14 protein-coding genes and 1 tRNA gene are annotated in these 16950 nt (G+C 63.6%); 4 read left to right on the top strand and 11 right to left on the bottom strand.

Annotated elements, in window-relative coordinates; all coding sequences use genetic code 11:
• Nucleotides 1–3: 3 nt before the first annotated feature.
• The 4 genes from nirB to EOA78_RS15220 all read right to left on the bottom strand — a co-directional run bounded on the left by nirB (nt 4) and on the right by EOA78_RS15220 (nt 5545).
• On the bottom strand, nt 4–2454 hold the full coding sequence (nirB, locus tag EOA78_RS15235) for a nitrite reductase large subunit NirB (protein WP_127315848.1): 2451 nt from the start codon (nt 2452–2454) through the stop codon (nt 4–6).
• 4 nt (nt 2455–2458) lie between these two features.
• Nucleotides 2459–3256: an ABC transporter ATP-binding protein gene (locus EOA78_RS15230; protein ID WP_127315847.1), complete on the bottom strand. Its 798-nt coding sequence runs from the start codon at nt 3254–3256 to the stop codon at nt 2459–2461.
• 10 nt (nt 3257–3266) lie between these two features.
• Nucleotides 3267–4163 (bottom strand): nitrate ABC transporter permease, encoded by an 897-nt coding sequence (gene ntrB / locus EOA78_RS15225; protein WP_127315846.1) that lies wholly within the window; start codon nt 4161–4163, stop codon nt 3267–3269.
• 65 nt (nt 4164–4228) lie between these two features.
• A complete protein-coding gene (locus EOA78_RS15220; RefSeq protein WP_127315845.1) occupies nt 4229–5545 on the bottom strand; it encodes a CmpA/NrtA family ABC transporter substrate-binding protein in 1317 nt (438 codons plus the stop codon).
• Between EOA78_RS15220 and EOA78_RS37725 the strand changes: the two genes are divergently transcribed.
• On the top strand, nt 5532–5657 hold the full coding sequence (locus EOA78_RS37725; RefSeq protein WP_281034048.1) for a hypothetical protein: 126 nt from the start codon (nt 5532–5534) through the stop codon (nt 5655–5657). The genes EOA78_RS15220 and EOA78_RS37725 overlap by 14 nt on opposite strands.
• Nucleotides 5658–5899: 242 nt before the next feature.
• On the opposite strand, the gene EOA78_RS15215 is transcribed toward EOA78_RS37725, so the two are convergent.
• The 4 genes from EOA78_RS15215 to EOA78_RS15195 all read right to left on the bottom strand — a co-directional run bounded on the left by EOA78_RS15215 (nt 5900) and on the right by EOA78_RS15195 (nt 9065).
• Entirely contained in the window at nt 5900–7135 is a 1236-nt protein-coding gene (locus EOA78_RS15215) for a CmpA/NrtA family ABC transporter substrate-binding protein (RefSeq protein WP_164783774.1), read from the bottom strand.
• 2 nt (nt 7136–7137) lie between these two features.
• A complete protein-coding gene (locus EOA78_RS15210; RefSeq protein ID WP_127315843.1) occupies nt 7138–7737 on the bottom strand; it encodes an ANTAR domain-containing response regulator in 600 nt (199 codons plus the stop codon).
• A gap of 692 nt (nt 7738–8429) precedes the next feature.
• Nucleotides 8430–8505: transfer RNA gene (locus EOA78_RS15200), tRNA-Ala, on the bottom strand.
• A 170-nt stretch (nt 8506–8675) separates the two neighbouring features.
• The gene (locus EOA78_RS15195) at nt 8676–9065 is read right to left on the bottom strand and encodes a TIGR02300 family protein (RefSeq protein WP_127212523.1); all 390 of its coding nucleotides are present in this window, start codon (nt 9063–9065) and stop codon (nt 8676–8678) included.
• Nucleotides 9066–9259: 194 nt separating this feature from the next.
• On the opposite strand from EOA78_RS15195, the gene aroA reads away from it, so the two are divergent.
• The 3 genes from aroA (at nt 9260) to rpsA (ending at nt 13446) form a co-directional block, all read left to right on the top strand.
• Entirely contained in the window at nt 9260–10618 is a 1359-nt protein-coding gene (aroA, locus tag EOA78_RS15190) for a 3-phosphoshikimate 1-carboxyvinyltransferase (RefSeq protein WP_127315841.1), read from the top strand.
• A gap of 272 nt (nt 10619–10890) precedes the next feature.
• Nucleotides 10891–11541, top strand: a complete 651-nt coding sequence (cmk, locus tag EOA78_RS15185; protein WP_127315840.1) for a (d)CMP kinase — start codon at nt 10891–10893, stop codon at nt 11539–11541.
• Between the two features lie 207 nt (nt 11542–11748).
• The gene (gene rpsA, locus EOA78_RS15180; protein WP_065006057.1) at nt 11749–13446 is read left to right on the top strand and encodes a 30S ribosomal protein S1; all 1698 of its coding nucleotides are present in this window, start codon (nt 11749–11751) and stop codon (nt 13444–13446) included.
• Between the two features lie 98 nt (nt 13447–13544).
• Here the strand turns inward: rpsA and EOA78_RS15175 are convergent, their stop codons facing one another.
• The 3 genes from EOA78_RS15175 to EOA78_RS15165 form a co-directional block, all read right to left on the bottom strand.
• The gene (locus EOA78_RS15175) at nt 13545–14252 is read right to left on the bottom strand and encodes an SDR family NAD(P)-dependent oxidoreductase (RefSeq protein WP_127315839.1); all 708 of its coding nucleotides are present in this window, start codon (nt 14250–14252) and stop codon (nt 13545–13547) included.
• Between the two features lie 161 nt (nt 14253–14413).
• The gene (locus EOA78_RS15170) at nt 14414–15994 is read right to left on the bottom strand and encodes a 5-guanidino-2-oxopentanoate decarboxylase (protein ID WP_127315838.1); all 1581 of its coding nucleotides are present in this window, start codon (nt 15992–15994) and stop codon (nt 14414–14416) included.
• On the bottom strand, nt 15991–16839 hold the full coding sequence (locus EOA78_RS15165; RefSeq protein ID WP_127315863.1) for an arginine deiminase family protein: 849 nt from the start codon (nt 16837–16839) through the stop codon (nt 15991–15993). Before EOA78_RS15165 ends, EOA78_RS15170 begins: the two co-directional genes overlap by 4 nt.
• Nucleotides 16840–16950 lie beyond the last annotated feature (111 nt).

Here is a 16950-nt window from a genome sequence, read left to right as displayed (position 1 = left end):
CGGTCACTCCGCCGCCTGCGCGAAACCGACCGAAGCCATCGGCCGGAATTCGTGCTTGTCCTTGCCGGCAACGCGTTCCGACCACGGGTCGACCTGCGCGAATTTCTGCGAAAACACGAAGCGATCGAAATAGGCCCTGCGCTTCTCGCCATCGTCCAGGATCTGGCGCTTGATCTCGGCGATGCCGATGCGCTTGGCCCATTTGTAGATGCGCTCGAGATAGCGGCCCTGCTCGCGATACATTTGCGTCAGCGCCACGATATGCTCGAGCGCTTCGTCCTCAGTCTTGACCAAGCCGAGCACCTCTGTGCCCTTGATGTCGAGGCCGGCAGCACCGGCGAAATGGATCTCGTAACCAGAATCGACGCAGATCACGCCGACATCCTTGCAGGTTGCTTCCGCACAGTTCCTAGGACAGCCCGAGACCGCCATCTTGACTTTGGCGGGCGTCCACGAACCCCACATGAATTTCTCGATGCGGACGCCGAACCCCGTAGAATCCTGGGTGCCGAAGCGGCACCAGTCCGAACCAACGCAGGTCTTCACCGTGCGCAGTCCCTTGGCATAGGCGTGGCCGGAGACGAAGCCGGCCTGGCCGAGATCGGCCCACACCGCCGGCAGGTCTTCCTTGCGGATGCCGAGCATGTCAATGCGCTGTCCGCCGGTAACCTTGACCATCGGGATCTCGAACTTGTCGACGACGTCGGCGATGGCGCGCAGTTCGGCGGCATTGGTGACGCCACCCCACATGCGCGGCACCACAGAATAGGTGCCGTCCTTCTGGATGTTGGCGTGAACGCGCTCGTTGATGAAGCGCGACTGGTAGTCGTCGGCATACTCGTCCGGCCAGTCGCAGACGAGATAGTAATTGAGCGCCGGCCGGCATTTGGCGCAGCCGCAGGAGGTGGTCCATTCCAGTTCCTGCATGACGGCGGGAATGGTCTTCAGGCTCTTGGCCTTGATCAGCCGGCGGACTTCGTCATGGCCGAGCGTGGTACAGCCGCACATCGGTTGCACAGCCGCCGGATTGTATTTGTCGCCGATGGTCAGCGCCATCAGCTTCTCGACCAGACCGGTGCAGGAGCCGCACGAAGCGGAAGCCTTGGTGTGGGCACGCACGTCGTCTAGCGACGTCAGGCCCTTGGCCGTGATCGCGCCGGTGATTTTTCCTTTGCAAACGCCGTTGCAGCCGCAGATTTCCGCATCATCCGGCAAGGCTGCAACGGCCGCCATAGGGTCCAGGGAGGCACCTCCCTGGTAGGACTGGCCGAAGATAAGCGTGTCGCGCATTTGCGATATGTCGGTCTGCTTCTTCTTGAGGTCGTTGAACCACGCGCCGTCCGCCGTCTCGCCGTAGAGCACGGTGCCGATGATGCGGTCATCCCTAAGCACCAGCCGCTTGTAGATTCCGGCGGCGGCATCGCGCAGCACGATCTCCTGGCGGTCCTCGCCCTCGGCGAAGTCGCCGAGCGAGAACAACTCGATCCCGGTGACCTTGAGCTTGGTCGGCGTGTCCATATGGACGAAAGCCGCCGCCTCGTTGCCGGCAAGCTGGCTGGCGGCGACGCGTGCCATCTCGTAGAGGGGTGCTACCAGTCCATAGACCTGGCCGCTGACCTCGGCGCATTCGCCGAGCGCATAGATGTCTGGATCGTTGCTGCGCATGCCGGCGTCGACGACGATACCGCGATTGACGGCAATGCCTGCTTCTTTCGCCAGCGCCGCGTTCGGCCTGATGCCCACTGCCATGACGACGAGCGTCGCCGGGATGATGGTGCCGTCGGCAAGCTCCACCTGCTCGACCTTGCCCTTGCCTGTGATCGCCTGGGTGTTGGCCTTGGTGACGACCTTGATACCGCGTTGCTCGACGGCGCGCTGCAGCAGATAGCCGGCCGCCGGGTCGAGCTGGCGCTCCATCAGCGTCGGCATGACATGCAGCACGGTGACGTCCATGCCTTGCGAGTTCAAGCCCGCTGCCGCCTCCAGCCCGAGCAGGCCGCCGCCGATGACCACGGCCTTGGCTCGCGACTGGGCGGCAAGCAGCATGGCCTGAACGTCGTCGAGATCGCGATAGGTGAGCACGCCCGGTAAGTCATGGCCGGGCACCGGAATGATGAACGGCACCGAACCGGTGGCGATGACTAGCTTGTCATAGGGCTCGGTGACGCCGTGGTCGGAAGTGACGGTCTTCGCCGTCCGGTCGATGGCGACGATCTTGTGGCCCTTGTAGAGGGTGATGCCGTTGGCGATGTACCAGCCGTCGCCATGGATGATGATTTCCTCAAAGGCCTTCTCGCCGGACAGCACCGGCGACAGCATGATGCGGTCGTAATTGACCCGCGGCTCGGCGTTGAAGATGGTGACCTGGTAGCGACCGGGTGCCTGTTCGAACAGATGCTCCAGCATCCGCCCGGGCGCCATGCCGTTGCCGATGATGACGAGTTTTTCGGTCATTGAGCTACTCCGCGGCTTCAACGAAGCGGTGGCGTTCGTAGAGGAACTTCAGCACCGCCTCGCGGCAGCGCAGGAACGTCCGGTCGGAGGAAAGCTCGACGCGGCGGCGCGGCCGGGCCAGCGGCACGGGAAGCACCTCGCCGATGGTTGCCGCCGGGCCGTTGGTCATCATGACAATGCGGTCGGACAACAGCACCGCCTCGTCGACATCGTGGGTGATCATGATTGTCGTCGAGCCAAGCCTCGAATGGATATCCATCACCGCGTCCTGCAGATGGGCGCGCGTCAGCGCGTCGAGCGCACCGAAGGGTTCGTCGAGCAGCAGGATCTTCGGCTCCATGGCCAACGCGCGGGCGATGCCGACGCGCTGCTTCATGCCGCCCGATATTTCGGCGGGCCGCTTGTCTCTGGCATGCGCCATCTGCACGAGGTCGAGATTGCGCATGATCCAGTCGTGCCGTTCGGCCCGGCTCCTGGTGCGGCCGAAGACCTTAGATACTGCCAGGTTGATGTTTTCGTAGACGGTGAGCCATGGCAGCAGGCTGTGGTTCTGGAACACCACGGCGCGTTCAGGACCGGGGCTGTCGACCTCCTTGTCTTCGAGCAGGACCGCCCCGGCGGACACTTTCGTCAGCCCGGCGATCAGGTTGAGCAAGGTCGACTTGCCGCAGCCGGAATGGCCGATGATCGAGACGAATTCGCCCTTGTCGATGGTCAGCCGGATGTCATTCAGCACCTCGCTGACCTGGCCGCCGCGGGTGAAGGATTTGTCGATATGGTCGAGTTTCAGATAGGCCGTCATTGCCCTCTCCTCACTTTGCCGTTGTGCCGCGGGTGACGAAGGCGCCGACCGCCGCGACAAGGCGATCGAGGCAAAAGCCGGTGATGCCGATATAGGCGAGCGCAACGATGATGTCGGGCAGCCGCGACGAGTTCCAGGCATCCCAGATGAAGAAGCCGATTCCGACGCCGCCTGTGAGCATTTCGGCGGCGACGATGGCAAGCCAGGACAGACCGATGCCGATGCGCAGGCCGGTGAAGATGTAAGGCGCCGCGGCCGGCACCATGATCTTCACGAAGAACTCGAGCTGGTTGAGCCTGAGGATGCGGGAGACGTTGCGATAATCCTCTGGAATGTTGCGGACGCCGACGGCGGTGTTGATGATCACTGGCCAGATCGAGGTGATGAAGATGACGAAGATCGCCGATGGGCTGGAATCGCGGAAGGCGGCCAGCGACAGCGGCAGCCAGGCGAGCGGCGGCACGGTGCGCAGGATCTGGAACACAGGGTCGAGGCCGCGCATCGCCCAGATCGACTGGCCGACCAGCGCGCCGAGCGCAACGCCGACGATTGCAGCCAGGCCGAAGCCGATGGCGACGCGCTGCAGCGAGATCAGCACCCGCCAGGCCAGTCCGATATCCTGCGGACCATAATCGAAGAAGGGATGGGCGATCAGATCGTAGGCCTCGTTCCATACCTGGCTGGGTGGCGGCAAGCTGGCGTTGGGCGACGAGCAGGCGATCTGCCAGATGACGAGCATGACGACGATGACGACTGCCGGCGGCACCAGCGTGCTTGCCACCTTGCCGGCGATCGCAGCGGGATCGAAGCGGCGCCTCACCTTGGCGGTGAAAGCTATGACCTCTGCGGGCTTGGCAGGCGTGGGGAACGCCTTCACCTTGGCGTCCTCGATGGCTTGGATAGACATTTTCGCAAAAAGCTCCTTGAGCATTGGAGTGACAGCGGCGCCACTGGCGCCGCTTGCCAGCGACGTCAGGCCGATGCCTTGATCTTCAGGCTGTCGAGATAGGCGGACGGATTGGCCGGATCGAAGATCTTGCCGTCGAAGAAGGTCTCGACGCCGCGCGATGAAGACGCCGGGATGTCGGCCGCAGCGACGCCGAGGTCCTTGGCCGCCTCGCGCCACAGATCTTCGCGGTTGACTTGATCGACCAGCGCCCTGATGTCGGTGGTCGCCGCGAATTTGCCCCAGCGGATGTTTTCGGCGAGGAACCAGCTGTCGTGGCTCTTGAATGGATAGGACACGCCGCCCTTCCAGAACTTCATGTAGAGGTCGGTGCCGGTGGCGACGCGGTGATTGCCGTAGTTGATGTCGCCCTTGAGGCGACCGATGATGTCGGCGGTCGGCACGTTCATCCATTGCCGCTTGCCGATGATGGCCGCCATCTCGTCCTTGTTTTCCATGGCTTCGCACCATTGCTGAGCTTCCATGACGGCCATCAGGATCGCCTTGGTGGCGTTCGGGTTCTTGTCAATGAAGGCGGCGCGCAGGCCGAGCGCCTTTTCCGGATGGCCTTTCCAGAGTTCACCTGTCGTGGTGGCGGTGAAGCCGACACCCTGATGGACGAGTTGCTCGTTCCACGGCTCGCCGACGCAGAACACGTCCATATTGCCAACCTTCATGTTGGCGACCATTTGCGGCGGCGGCACGACGATGGTCGAGACATCCTTGTCGGGATCGATGCCGCCGGCAGCCAGCCAGTAGCGCAACCAGAGATCATGAGTGCCGCCCGGGAAGGTCATGGCGGCCTTCACCTCTTTGCCCTCGGCCTTCTTGGCCGCGAAGGCGTCCTTCAGCTTGGAGGCATCGAGGCCGACGCCGGTGCCGGCATATTCCTGCGCGACGGAAATCGCCTGGCAGTCGTAGTTGAGCCGCGCCACGATCGCCATCGGCATCGGCTGGTTGTTCTGCGTCACCTTGCCGGTATGCATCAGGTAAGGCATCGGCGTCAGGATATGGGCGCCGTCGATGCCGTTGGCTTCGCCGCCGAGCATCAGGTTGTCGCGTGTCGCGCCCCAGGAGGCCTGCTTGAGCACCTCGACATCGGGCATGCCGAATTTTTCGAACAGGCCCTTCTCCTTGGCGATCATCAGCGGCGCTGCATCGGTCAGCGCGATGAAGCCTAGCTTGGCGCCGGTGACTTCCGGCGCTGCCGTCGCCGCATAGGCGCCGGACGGCAGCAGCGCGCGTGCCGCCCCCAGCGTTGCCGCGGTGGCCGCGCTCATCATCAGGAAATCGCGGCGCGTTACACCCTTGAGGGCGGATTGGGTTTTGATGCGTTTCGTCATCGTCATCTCCGGTTGGGCGCGGCTTGGGATCTGCGCCGTCGATTGCGTGTTCGACCAAAACAAAAAAGCCGCCGGCCAGGCCGCTGCGTCCGTTGATCCGGATCGCGTGTGACCTGAGCGGCAGCTTTGCCTGTGGCGCCCGCCATTGGACGCCGTATTCCGTGGCCGTGAAGGCCTATGGATTATTATGCAGGAACCGTGCCAGCTGGAAGAAGCGGTGGATTAAGCAATAAAAACAATCGAGCGCGCGGGCGTAAAGGCTGGAGCGCCGGATTGTCGATGCTCATACGGCAGTCACGTTCATTGTGCAGTAGCACAAAAATTGTGCAGTGCACGATAGTGCGCAAGGAATGCTCAACTCGTCGGCATCGCCCAGTCGCGGATAGCGAGATAGTCGTCGATCCTGTCGGGATCGAAGATGCGGCCGTCGAAGAAACCATCCGGACCAAGGACGAGGCTGGCGCCGGCCGAGCCGACCGGCGTGGCAGCGGTCAGGGCCCCCTCGACCTTGGCATTGGCTCCAGGCAGGGCGACGCCGAGCGGCTTCAGCGCTGCGCGATAGAGGTCGGGCCGGTAGGTGTCGCGCGCGAGCGCCATGTGGGCAGCGCTGTGCTTGATCTGCCCCCAACGGACCATCTGCGTGTAGAACCACAGCGCATGGCTCTTCCAGGGGAAATTCGCCGCCTTGCCGAAAGTCAGAAAGAAGTCCTCGACGCTCAGTTCCGCGCCGCCTAGCGCGAGATGTCCGGTCAGGATCGGCATCTGCAACGCCGGCGAAACGCCGAGGAAGGAAGGCTGCGCCATCAGCGCGGCCAGTTCGCCGCGGTTTGCCGGATTCTGGCACCAGCGCGCCGCGTGATGGAGCGCGCGCAGCAGGGCTGAAAGGGCTTCGGGGTGTTTTTCGGCCCAGGCCTTGCGCACGCCGACGACTTTTTCGGGGCTGGTCTTCCAGATAGCGGCCTTGACCGTGGCGATATGGCCGGTGCCGGCGACAACCGAGACGCTGTTCCAGGGTTCGCCGGCGCAGTAGCCGTCGATCCTGCCGGCGGCGAGTGCGTCGGCCATGAAGGGCGGCGGCACGATGACGATTTCTATTTCGCGCGACGGATCGATGCCGCAGGCCGCGAGCCAGTAGCGCAGTTCGTAATTGTGTCCGGAGTGCGGATGCACGACCGCAAAGCGCAGCGGGTCGCGACCGGCATTTGCCCGTTCACGGATTAGCGCTCCCAAGGCCTTGCCGGCTCGCGCCGGATCGAGGTCGGGCGAGGCGCCGTGCGCGGCCATGCCCGCCCAGACCACGTTCGAAACCGTTACGCAATTGCCGCCCAGTCCCAGCGAGAACGGCACGATCGTATCGGAGGCGAGTGGCGTGAGCCCCAGATTGCAGGCGATCGGCATCGGCCCCAGCATATGCGCCAGATCGAAATGCCCGATCGCGATGCGGTCGCGGATGTTGGCCCAGGATGTCTCGCGACTGAGCGTCAGGTCGACGCCTTCGCGCGCGGCAAAGCCGATCTCGCGCGCTGCGACAAGAACCGCGCTGTCGAAGAGCGGTATGAAACCGGCATTGATCTGGTGTTCGGCCGCCATGCTCAACTCTCTCCGGGATCCAGAAGGCCTGCCGCCGTCACCAGGCTCTGCGCGATTTCGCTGATCTTGCGGTTCTGGCTCATGGCGGTCTTGCGCAGAAGCGTGTAGGCCGCGTCCTCCGACAGGCCGCGCGACCTCATAAGGATGCCCTTGGCGCGGTCGATGACCTTGCGGTCCTCCAATTCACTGCGGGCTTCTTCCAGTTCGCGCGCCATCCGCGAGAACGCGTTGAAGCGGCTGATCGCCATATCGAGGATCGGCTTGACGCGCGCCTGGCGCAGCCCGTCGACGACATAGGCGGAGACCCCCGCTGCCACCGCAGCTTCGATCGAAGCCTGATCCGACCGATCGACGAACATGGCGATCGGCCGCTTCACGACGCGCGACAGCTGGAACATGTTTTCAAGCATGTCGCGGTTGGGATTTTCGAGGTCGATGACGATTACGTCCGGTTCGATCTCGGCGATGCGCCGCGCTATTCCGGCAACGTCGTGAACGACCGTGACCTGCTCATGCCCGGCCTCCCGCAATCCCGCCTCAATGATGGAGGCGCGGATGTGGTTTTCGTCGATCACCAGGACGGTGAGGGATTTCCGGATCATGCCGCATTTTGCGCACGCCGCGCGATTGTGCAATGCGGCATGTTGAGAATTGACGCAGTTATCGCTTCGGGCACTGCCATATGTTCGCGGAGCTGACCCGTTAAGCTTCTTTAAATACCATTCGTGGGGTCTACTTTGCTTTTCTATCGCCTGCGCTATCTTTCAGTTTGCGAACCTTGTCTCGCTGCCTAGAAGTTTGGAGGTTTCCATGGATCGGCGATCATTTTTGACAGGAATGTTTGGCATTGCTGGGGCAGCAGCCCTTGCGAGCGCAGTTCGGCCCATCAACGCGGTAGCCGGCGTACCTGGCGCCCGAAGTGGCATCCTCGATGAACTCGACGCGCCGGATACGGAAGCCTTCGAGGATGAAGATACTCAAGCGGAGCCGGTCCGCCATCGGCGGTGGCACCGCAGGCGGCGGCGCCGGCGGCGCGTTTGGAGAAGGATCTGTCGTCGTGTCTGGCGAAATGGCTTTCCGCGCAGACGGTGCTTTCGCAGGCGTGTTTGGGTTTGGGCCTGGTATTATTAGCAGTTAGTGTGCTGAAAGCCCTGGTGATTGCCGGGGTCTTCAGCTTCAGGCTAACCGAAATACAGCGAAATTTTTCAGGGGGCCCGCCCGAGTTGTCGGCCTGCGAGTGATAGGCAGGCCTACAACGACTAATTTTCCCAGACTAATTTTCCCAAGAGAAAACTGGTGGAGCCAATCGGAATCGAACCGACGACCTCTTGAATGCCATTCAAGCGCTCTCCCAACTGAGCTATGGCCCCACTCCGGCAGTCTACCGGCGCCGTTGCCGGCGAAGAGATCCGGCGCGGATTGAGACCGCGCCGTTAGTGCAGCGGCTTCTAACCCCGCCTTCCGTCAATATCAAGCCTTCAAGAGCCGCTTTTTATTAAGACGCCGCGAAAGTCGGCAGGCGCTTGCGCCAGAGGCCGGATCAGACTTCGTCGTCGTCGTCGCCGACGCCGATCATGTCGGCGACATCGTCGTCTTCTTCCTCTTCGTCGGCGAGGAAAGTATCGTCGTCCTCGTCACCGAGGTCCACATCGTCCTCGTCATCGCCGAGATCGGGAAGATCGTCGGCTTTCGCATCCTCGTCCGCCTCTTCGAGCGAGACGACCTCGACCCCCTCTTCCTCCTCGGCGTCCACTTCCTTCTCGGCAACTTCCTCTTCCTCCTCGAGGGCGGCGATCTTGCCTTCCTCGAAATAGGAACGCGGATAGCTCTTACCGGTATAGGGCGAGACGATCGGATCCTTATTCAGGTCGTAGAATTTTTGACCCGTCTCGGGGTCGATGCGTTTGGTGCCAAGTTCGGGTTTTGCCACAGCAAGCCTCGTCGATGAAAGTTTGGTCCCCATAACCACAGTTTGCGGCGCTGTCAAAGCCTAAAGCCAGCGTCATAAATCGCCGCGTTGAGCGACCTCTTGCAAGGGGATGACCATTTCCGTCCGCCGTGATACGAGACCGCCCAAACCAAAAGAAAAAGCCGGCCACCGGCATTTTCACGCAGGGAAAAGCCATGTCGCATACTGCCGCCCCGAAACCGGCCACCGCCCGCAAATCGTCAGCGCTTTCAGGCGCGGCGCGGGTGCCCGGCGACAAGTCGATCTCGCACCGCTCGTTCATGTTCGGCGGCCTCGCCTCCGGCGAGACCCGCATCACCGGCCTGCTGGAAGGAGAGGACGTGATGCGCACGGGCGCCGCGATGAAGGCAATGGGCGCGCATATAGAAAAGCTCGGCACTGAGTGGGTGATCCGCGGCACCGGCAACGGCGCGCTGCTGCAGCCGGAAGGTCCGCTCGATTTCGGCAATGCCGGCACCGGCTCACGCCTCACCATGGGCCTGGTCGGCACCTACGACATGGAAACCACCTTCATCGGCGACGCTTCGCTGTCTGGCCGTCCGATGGGCCGCGTGCTCGAGCCGCTGCGCCAGATGGGCGTGCAGGTGCTGAAAGCCACACCCGGCGACCGCATGCCGATCACGCTGCGCGGCCCCAAGCACGCAGCACCCATCACCTACCGTGTGCCGATGGCCTCGGCGCAGGTGAAGTCGGCGGTACTGCTCGCCGGGCTGAACACGCCTGGGATCACCACCGTCATCGAGCCGGTGATGACGCGCGACCACACCGAAAAGATGCTCAGGGGATTTGGCGCCAATCTGTCGGTCGAGACCGATGAGCGCGGCGTGCGCCATATCTTCATCGAGGGCCAGGGCAAGCTTACCGGACAAACCATCGCGGTGCCGGGCGATCCCTCCTCGGCCGGCTTCCCGCTGGTCGCGGCGCTGATCGTGCCGGGCTCCGACATCACGATCGAAAACGTGCTGATGAACCCAACCCGCACCGGTCTTCTTTTGACGTTGCTGGAAATGGGCGCCCGGATCGACATTGTCGACCCGCGCAATGAAGGCGGGGAAGATGTCGCCGATCTGCGGGTGCGCTATTCCGAGCTGAAGGGGGTCGCCGTGCCGCCCGACCGGGCGCCGACAATGATCGACGAATATCCGGTGCTTGCTGTCGCCGCCAGCTTCGCCGAGGGCGAGACGCTGATGCAGGGACTGGAAGAGCTGCGGGTGAAAGAATCCGACCGGCTGTCGGCAGTGGCCGATGGACTGAAGCTCAACGGCGTCGACTGTACCGAGGGCGAGGCCTCGCTTGCCGTGCACGGAAGGCCGGGAGGCAGGGGACTGGGCCAGCATCCCAATGGACAGGGCACCATCGTGCAGACTCATCTCGACCACCGCATCGCCATGAGCTTTCTGGTGATGGGGCTTGCGACGGAAAAGCCTGTGACCATCGATGATCAAACGATGATAGCGACAAGTTTTCCGGAATTCATGGGCCTGATGAAGGGGCTGGGCGCGGAGATTGAGTGACATGGCAGTCGCAAACCTTGGAAATTGGCCCCCAACACCTCTGCTTTCGTCATCCTGGGGCGGAGCAAGGAGCGAAGCGACGCGGCGCAGACCCCAGGATCCATGCCGTGACATCAAAGCGCCGCAGCGATGCTGAATTCTGGTTGGCAGCACTCTTTGGCTGATGTCACGGCATGGATGCCAGGGTCTTCGCTCCGCTACGTGTTCGCTGCGCCCTGGGATGACGAAGGCGCGAGGGCTTGTTGCCGGGCGGACAAAGCGTTGAGCCGTCAATGACACACGTCTTCACCATTGCCATCGACGGACCCGCCGGCGCTGGCAAAGGCACGCTGGCGCGAAGGCTGGCCGACCACTACCGGCTGAACCTGCTCGACACCGGCCTCACCTATCGCGCTGTGGCCCATGCGCTGCTTCGGCTCGGTCTGCCGCTCGACAATGTGTCGGCCGCCGAAACCGCTGCCCGCCAGGTCGACCTGGCCAAGCTCGACCGGTCGGTGCTGTCGGCGCATGCGGTCGGCGAGGCGGCTTCGAAAGTGGCGGTGTTCCCTTCGGTGCGGCGCGTACTGGTCGAAAAGCAGCGCGAATTCGCCAAGGCGCCGCCGGGCGCCGTCCTCGACGGCCGCGACATCGGCACCGTCGTCTGTCCCGACGCCGACATCAAGCTCTATGTGACGGCCAGCGCCGAAGTGCGGGCAGAGCGGCGGCTGGCCGAGATCGAGAGCATCGGCGGCACCGCCAATTTCATCGAAATCCTCGCCGATATCCTGCGCCGCGACGAGCGCGACATGGGTCGCGCCGACTCGCCGCTGAAGCCTGCCGCCGACGCGCACTTGCTCGACACGTCGGAAATGGCTATAGAAGCCGCGTTCCTGGCGGCCAGGGCGATCATCGACGACGTTCTGGCCAAGAGAAACAAAGCCTGAGCTGGGTTTTCCTCCCGCTGCCGATTGTCGGCGGCGAAAAGAAACCTATATCGGGTGCACGAACCAGCCTGCCAGCATTTTTCATGCGCCGGAATTGCCGCTTAGGCGGCCAAGGGCTTTTCTGAAGCCCGGAACGCCGGCAGGCAAACGCAACGCTAACCCACGGCGCCCGTCCCGCTTGAGATGCGGGGCATTCCAGGAGAAACTATGTCAGTTGCAAACCCCACTCGCGATGATTTCGCGAGCCTGCTCGAAGAATCATTTTCCGCCGGCCATTCCGGCGAAGGCCAGGTCGTCAAGGGCACGATCACCGCGATCGAAAAGGACATGGCCATCATCGATGTCGGCCTCAAGGTCGAAGGCCGCGTGCCGCTGAAGGAATTCGGCGTCAAGGGCAAGGACTCGACGCTCAAGGTCGGGGACTCGGTCGAGGTCTATGTCGAGCGCATCGAGAACGCGCTTGGCGAAGCGATGCTTTCCCGTGAAAAGGCCCGCCGCGAAGAGAGCTGGGTCCGTCTCGAAGAGAAGTTCACCAAGGGTGAGCGCGTCGAAGGCGTCATCTTCAACCAGGTCAAGGGCGGCTTCACCGTCGATCTCGACGGCGCCGTGGCCTTCCTGCCGCGCAGCCAGGTCGACATCCGCCCGATCCGCGACGTCTCCCCGCTGATGCACAATCCGCAGCCCTTCGAGATTCTCAAGATGGATCGCCGCCGCGGCAACATCGTGGTGTCGCGCCGTACCGTGCTCGAGGAAAGCCGCGCCGAACAGCGTTCGGAAATCGTGCAGAACCTCGAAGAGGGCCAGGTGGTCGAAGGCGTCGTCAAGAACATCACCGACTATGGTGCGTTCGTCGACCTCGGCGGCATCGACGGCCTGCTGCATGTCACCGACATGGCATGGCGCCGCGTCAACCATCCGACCGAGATCCTCAACATCGGCCAGACGGTCAAGGTGCAGATCATCCGCATCAACCAGGAAACCCACCGCATCTCGCTCGGCATGAAGCAGCTCGAGAGCGATCCGTGGTCCGAGATCGGAACGAAATTCCCGATCGGCAAGAAGATCAAGGGCACCGTCACCAACATCACCGACTACGGCGCATTCGTCGAGCTGGAGCCGGGCATCGAGGGCCTCATCCACGTTTCGGAAATGTCGTGGACGAAGAAGAACGTGCATCCCGGCAAGATCCTGTCGACGACGCAGGAAGTCGATGTGGTGGTGCTTGAGGTCGATCCGGCCAAGCGCCGCATTTCGCTCGGCCTCAAGCAGACGCTCGAGAACCCGTGGCAGGCTTTCGCCAGCAGCCATCCGGTCGGCAGCCAGGTCGAGGGCGAGGTCAAGAACAAGACCGAATTCGGCCTGTTCATCGGCCTCGAAGGCGATGTCGACGGCATGGTCCATCTTTCCGACCTCGACTGGACCCGTCCGGGCGAGCAGGTGATCGAGGAGTACAATCGCGGCGACATGGTCAAGGCGCAGGTGCTCGACGTCGACATCGACAAGGAGCGCATCTCGCTCGGCATCAAGCAGTTGGCCAAGGACACGGCCGGCGAGGCGGCGACTTCAGGCGAACTGCGCAAGAACGCGGTCGTCACCTGCGAGGTCACCGGCGTCAAGGATGGCGGTCTGGAAGTGCGGCTCGTCGAGAGCGGCATCGAGACCTTCATCAAGCGCTCCGACCTCAGCCGCGACCGCGACGAGCAGCGCCCAGAGCGCTTCACGGTCGGCCAGAAGGTCGACGCCCGCGTCATCGCCTTCGACAAGAAGACCCGCAAGCTGCAGGTCTCGATCAAGGCGCTGGAAATCGCCGAAGAGAAGGAAGCGGTCGCCCAGTACGGCTCGACTGACTCCGGCGCTTCGCTGGGCGACATCCTGGGTGCGGCGCTGAAGAAGCAGGGCAGCTAAGTCCACTAACGCCGCGCCTCGCGCGGCCTGTAACAGAACCCCGCCGGAGCGATCCGGCGGGGTTCTTGTTTGGAAATCCGCGCCCATACAAAGAGAGATCAGGCCCTGCCGTAAAGCGGTACCAGCGTGCCGCTCATCGCCAGATTGGCCGGCGAAGCGAGATAGGCAATGGCCTCCGCCGCCGCTTCGAGGCTGACCCATTTACCGAAATCGGCTGCCGGCATGTCAGCCCGGGTGGCCGGCGTGTCGAGCGTCGAGGGCGCGACCGCGTTGACCAGGATTCCCTTGCCCTTGAGTTCTTCCGCCATCGCCACCGTCATTGCCGCGACCGCCGCCTTGCTGGCGGCGTAGGCGACCATGCCGGAACCGCGCCGCAGGTCGAGCCCGGCGCGCGCCGTGACATTGACGATGCGCCCCGACACGGAAGATTCCAGCATCGAGCGGATCGCCGCGCGGCAGCACAGGAAGGTGGTACGGGCGTTGGTATCCATCATTTCGGCAAAGGACGCGGGCTCGATCTTCTCGACCGGCGCAGCGGTGAAGCCGCCGGCGAGATGGATGGATGCCCACAAATCGGTAACGCTGGCATAGAACGCATCGACCTTGGCGGGATCGGCGAGATCGACATTGTGCGCCAGCCTGACGCGCTCATGTGCCGGGAAGGGAAAATGCGCAGGCGCGGCGGCATGGGCATTGGGCACATGGCAGACCGCACCCTGCTCCAGCAGTTTGCCGACAACCGCGCCACCGAGCGCTCCGGTGCCGCCGGTCACCACAACATGCCTGCCGTCCAGTGTATCCGTCATCTTCGACCGCTCCAGTCACTCATATGCCGCGCCGCCGCCGAAGGTCGCGCCTTTCGCGTGTTCACTCAACCGAAATCTCGATGACACAGTGTCGTTTACGCGCCTCAAGCCGGCGGGCCATCCGACGAGGATCGCATCCCAAGCAGACGCTGCCACAGCACTCAATCGACAGGGATCTCGATGACATAGGGCAGTCCGGTCGCCCGCGCGCGCTGGAGTGCGTCCGCCAGATGACCGATCCCGGCGAGCCGCTCGGCGGCAATGCCATAGGCCTCGGCCAGCTTGCAGAAATCAGGCGGCGCCGGCGAGACGCCGACCGGCTCGACGCCGACATCGAGCATCGAGGTTTCGATTTCGCGATAGCCGCGATTGTTCCAGACGACGAAGATCACCGGCGCCGAGGCGTCGAGCGCGGCGCCCAGTTCCGGCAGCGTGAACTGGAAACCACCGTCGCCGGTGAGACAAACGACCGGCGCATCAGGCACGGCAAGGGCCGCACCGATCGCCGCCGGCGGACCATAGCCGAGCGCGCCGAAGCCGGTGGCGGCGTTGAACCAGCTGCCCGGTCGATCGTGATCGTAATAGAGGTTGGCGGCATAGACCGGCTGGGTCGAATCGCCGACGATAATCGAGCCCGGCAACGCATCGCGGATCGCCTCGACGGCTCGTGTTTGCGCCTGGAGGCTCGGGCTGATTTCGGCGAAGGCCGCTTGCCTCGTTGCAGCGGCGCGAGCCGGACCGTCGTCCGATGGCGGCTGGCCCTTGCCGATTTCGGCAAGCAGCGCCTCGAGTGCTACACCGCAATCGGCCTGGATCGAAATCCGGGCCGGCCGGCGGGCAAGCTGGTCGGCGCCGATGTCGATGCGGATCAGATTGGTCGGCAGGACAAAGCCGCCGTCGCTATACCCATCATAGTCGGTCGGGCCGAGTTCGGTGCCGGCGGCAATGACCAGATCGGCCTCGGCCATCAGCGCACGCACCGCCTTCAGACTCGGGCTCGCCGGCACGCCAAGCGGATGGCGATGCAGCAGGCCGCGGGCATTGGCCGTCTGGACAACCGGCGCTCCCATCCTTTCGGCGAGACGCTTCAGCGGCGCTTCGGCTCTCTTGGCGCCGCCGCCGGCGAGGATCAGCGGGCGGCGGGCAGCCGCGCAAAGCCTTGCCGCCTCTGCTATCGCCGCCGCATCCGGTTCGGGCGGCGCGACATTGGTCAGCAAAGCTGCGATGCCGTCCGCCGGCTTGACCATGGTGTCGGTCGGGATCTCGATATGGACCGGACCGGGGCGCGATGACGAAAACAGGGCGAAGGCGCGGGCAAGCACGCCCGGCAGTTCGTCGGCGTCGGTGACACGGTGCGAGAACAGCGCCACCTTCTCCATCATGCCACGCTGGTCGGGCAGTTCGTGCAGATGGCCAAGGCCCTTGCCCAGCGTCGGCGTGGCATTGACGCCTGAGATCACCAGCATAGGCACCGAATCAGCGCGGGCCTGGCCCATGGCGGTGATGGTGTTGGTCAGTCCCGGTCCGGTGATGACGAAGGCGACGCCAGGCTTGCCGCTGGCGCGCGCATAACCGTCGGCCATGAAGCCGGCGCCCTGCTCATGACGCGGGGTGACGTGGCGGATCTTCGAGCGCGCCAGCCCGCGATAGAGTTCGACAGTATGCACACCCGGAATGCCGAAGACCGTGTCGACGTCATGGGCTTCGAGCAAAGTGATGAGCGCTTCGCCGACTGTCGTCATTGTCTGAGTACCGGACGTGTGAGGCAGGTCGGTCCGCCCTCGCAGGCGATGCACAGCGCGTCCGCCTCGAAGGTCGAAACCCTGCAGCCGGCGGCCGTCATGACCGCCGCCGTCTTCGGGAAGCCGGCAACGGCGATCACGTCGCGCGGCGCGGTCGGCAGCACATTGAGGCTGAGACCGTTGGAGGCGAAGAACTCCTCGGCGTCGCCCTCGACCAGGCGAATGCCGCGCGCCCGCAGCATCTGGTAGAACGCAGTCGGCAAAAGCGGTGCATAGATCAGCGCCAGATCGTCGGCGAGCGGACTGATCACCGACATCAGATGGAGGCAGGCCTCCTCGCCATGCCAGAGCGGCAGGTCGTAACCATAGACCTGGATACCCTTGGGTGTGAGCAGGTTGGTGAGTTGCTGGATGCCGTCCTGGTTGGTGCGCACGCCGCGGCCGACGGCCAGCGTCCGTGAATCCACCCAGACGCAGTCGCCGCCCTCGACTTGGCCGGGATGCTCGATGCGGCCGAGGATAGGCACGCCCATGCGCTTGTAGGCCGCCTCGTGCAGGCCGGGCTCAGCCAGGCGCAGCGCCTTGCCCATGGCAAGAATGATGGCGCCGTGGTCGGTCATCAACGAAGGATCGTGTGTGAAGACGGAATCGGCAAGCCCGTCATCGGTGTCGGTCAGCCATTCGATCTCGGCGCCGGATGCCAGAACCAGCGTCGTCAGCGCCTGATGCTGGGCCGCGGCCTTTTGCGGATCGAAGCCCGGGCCATAATGCCATTCCGATGCTTTGGCGCGGGGCATGGCGCTTGCGGCGGACCGCATCAGCACGCGCTGCAGGGGTCCGGCCATGGACTGCGACCCGTATGCTTTACCCACCAACTGCTCCTGAAACATCCCATTCAGCCAATAGCCATTCAGCGAGCCGCGATCAATGGTCCAAAAAAGCATGGTTGACGGAGG

Origin of the sequence: Mesorhizobium sp. M5C.F.Cr.IN.023.01.1.1 (genome assembly GCF_003997585.1) — a bacterium.
Lineage (GTDB): Bacteria > Pseudomonadota > Alphaproteobacteria > Rhizobiales > Rhizobiaceae > Mesorhizobium > Mesorhizobium wenxiniae.
Note: the sequence above shows the minus strand (reverse complement) of the source record. Positions and strands in the feature narration are given on the sequence as shown.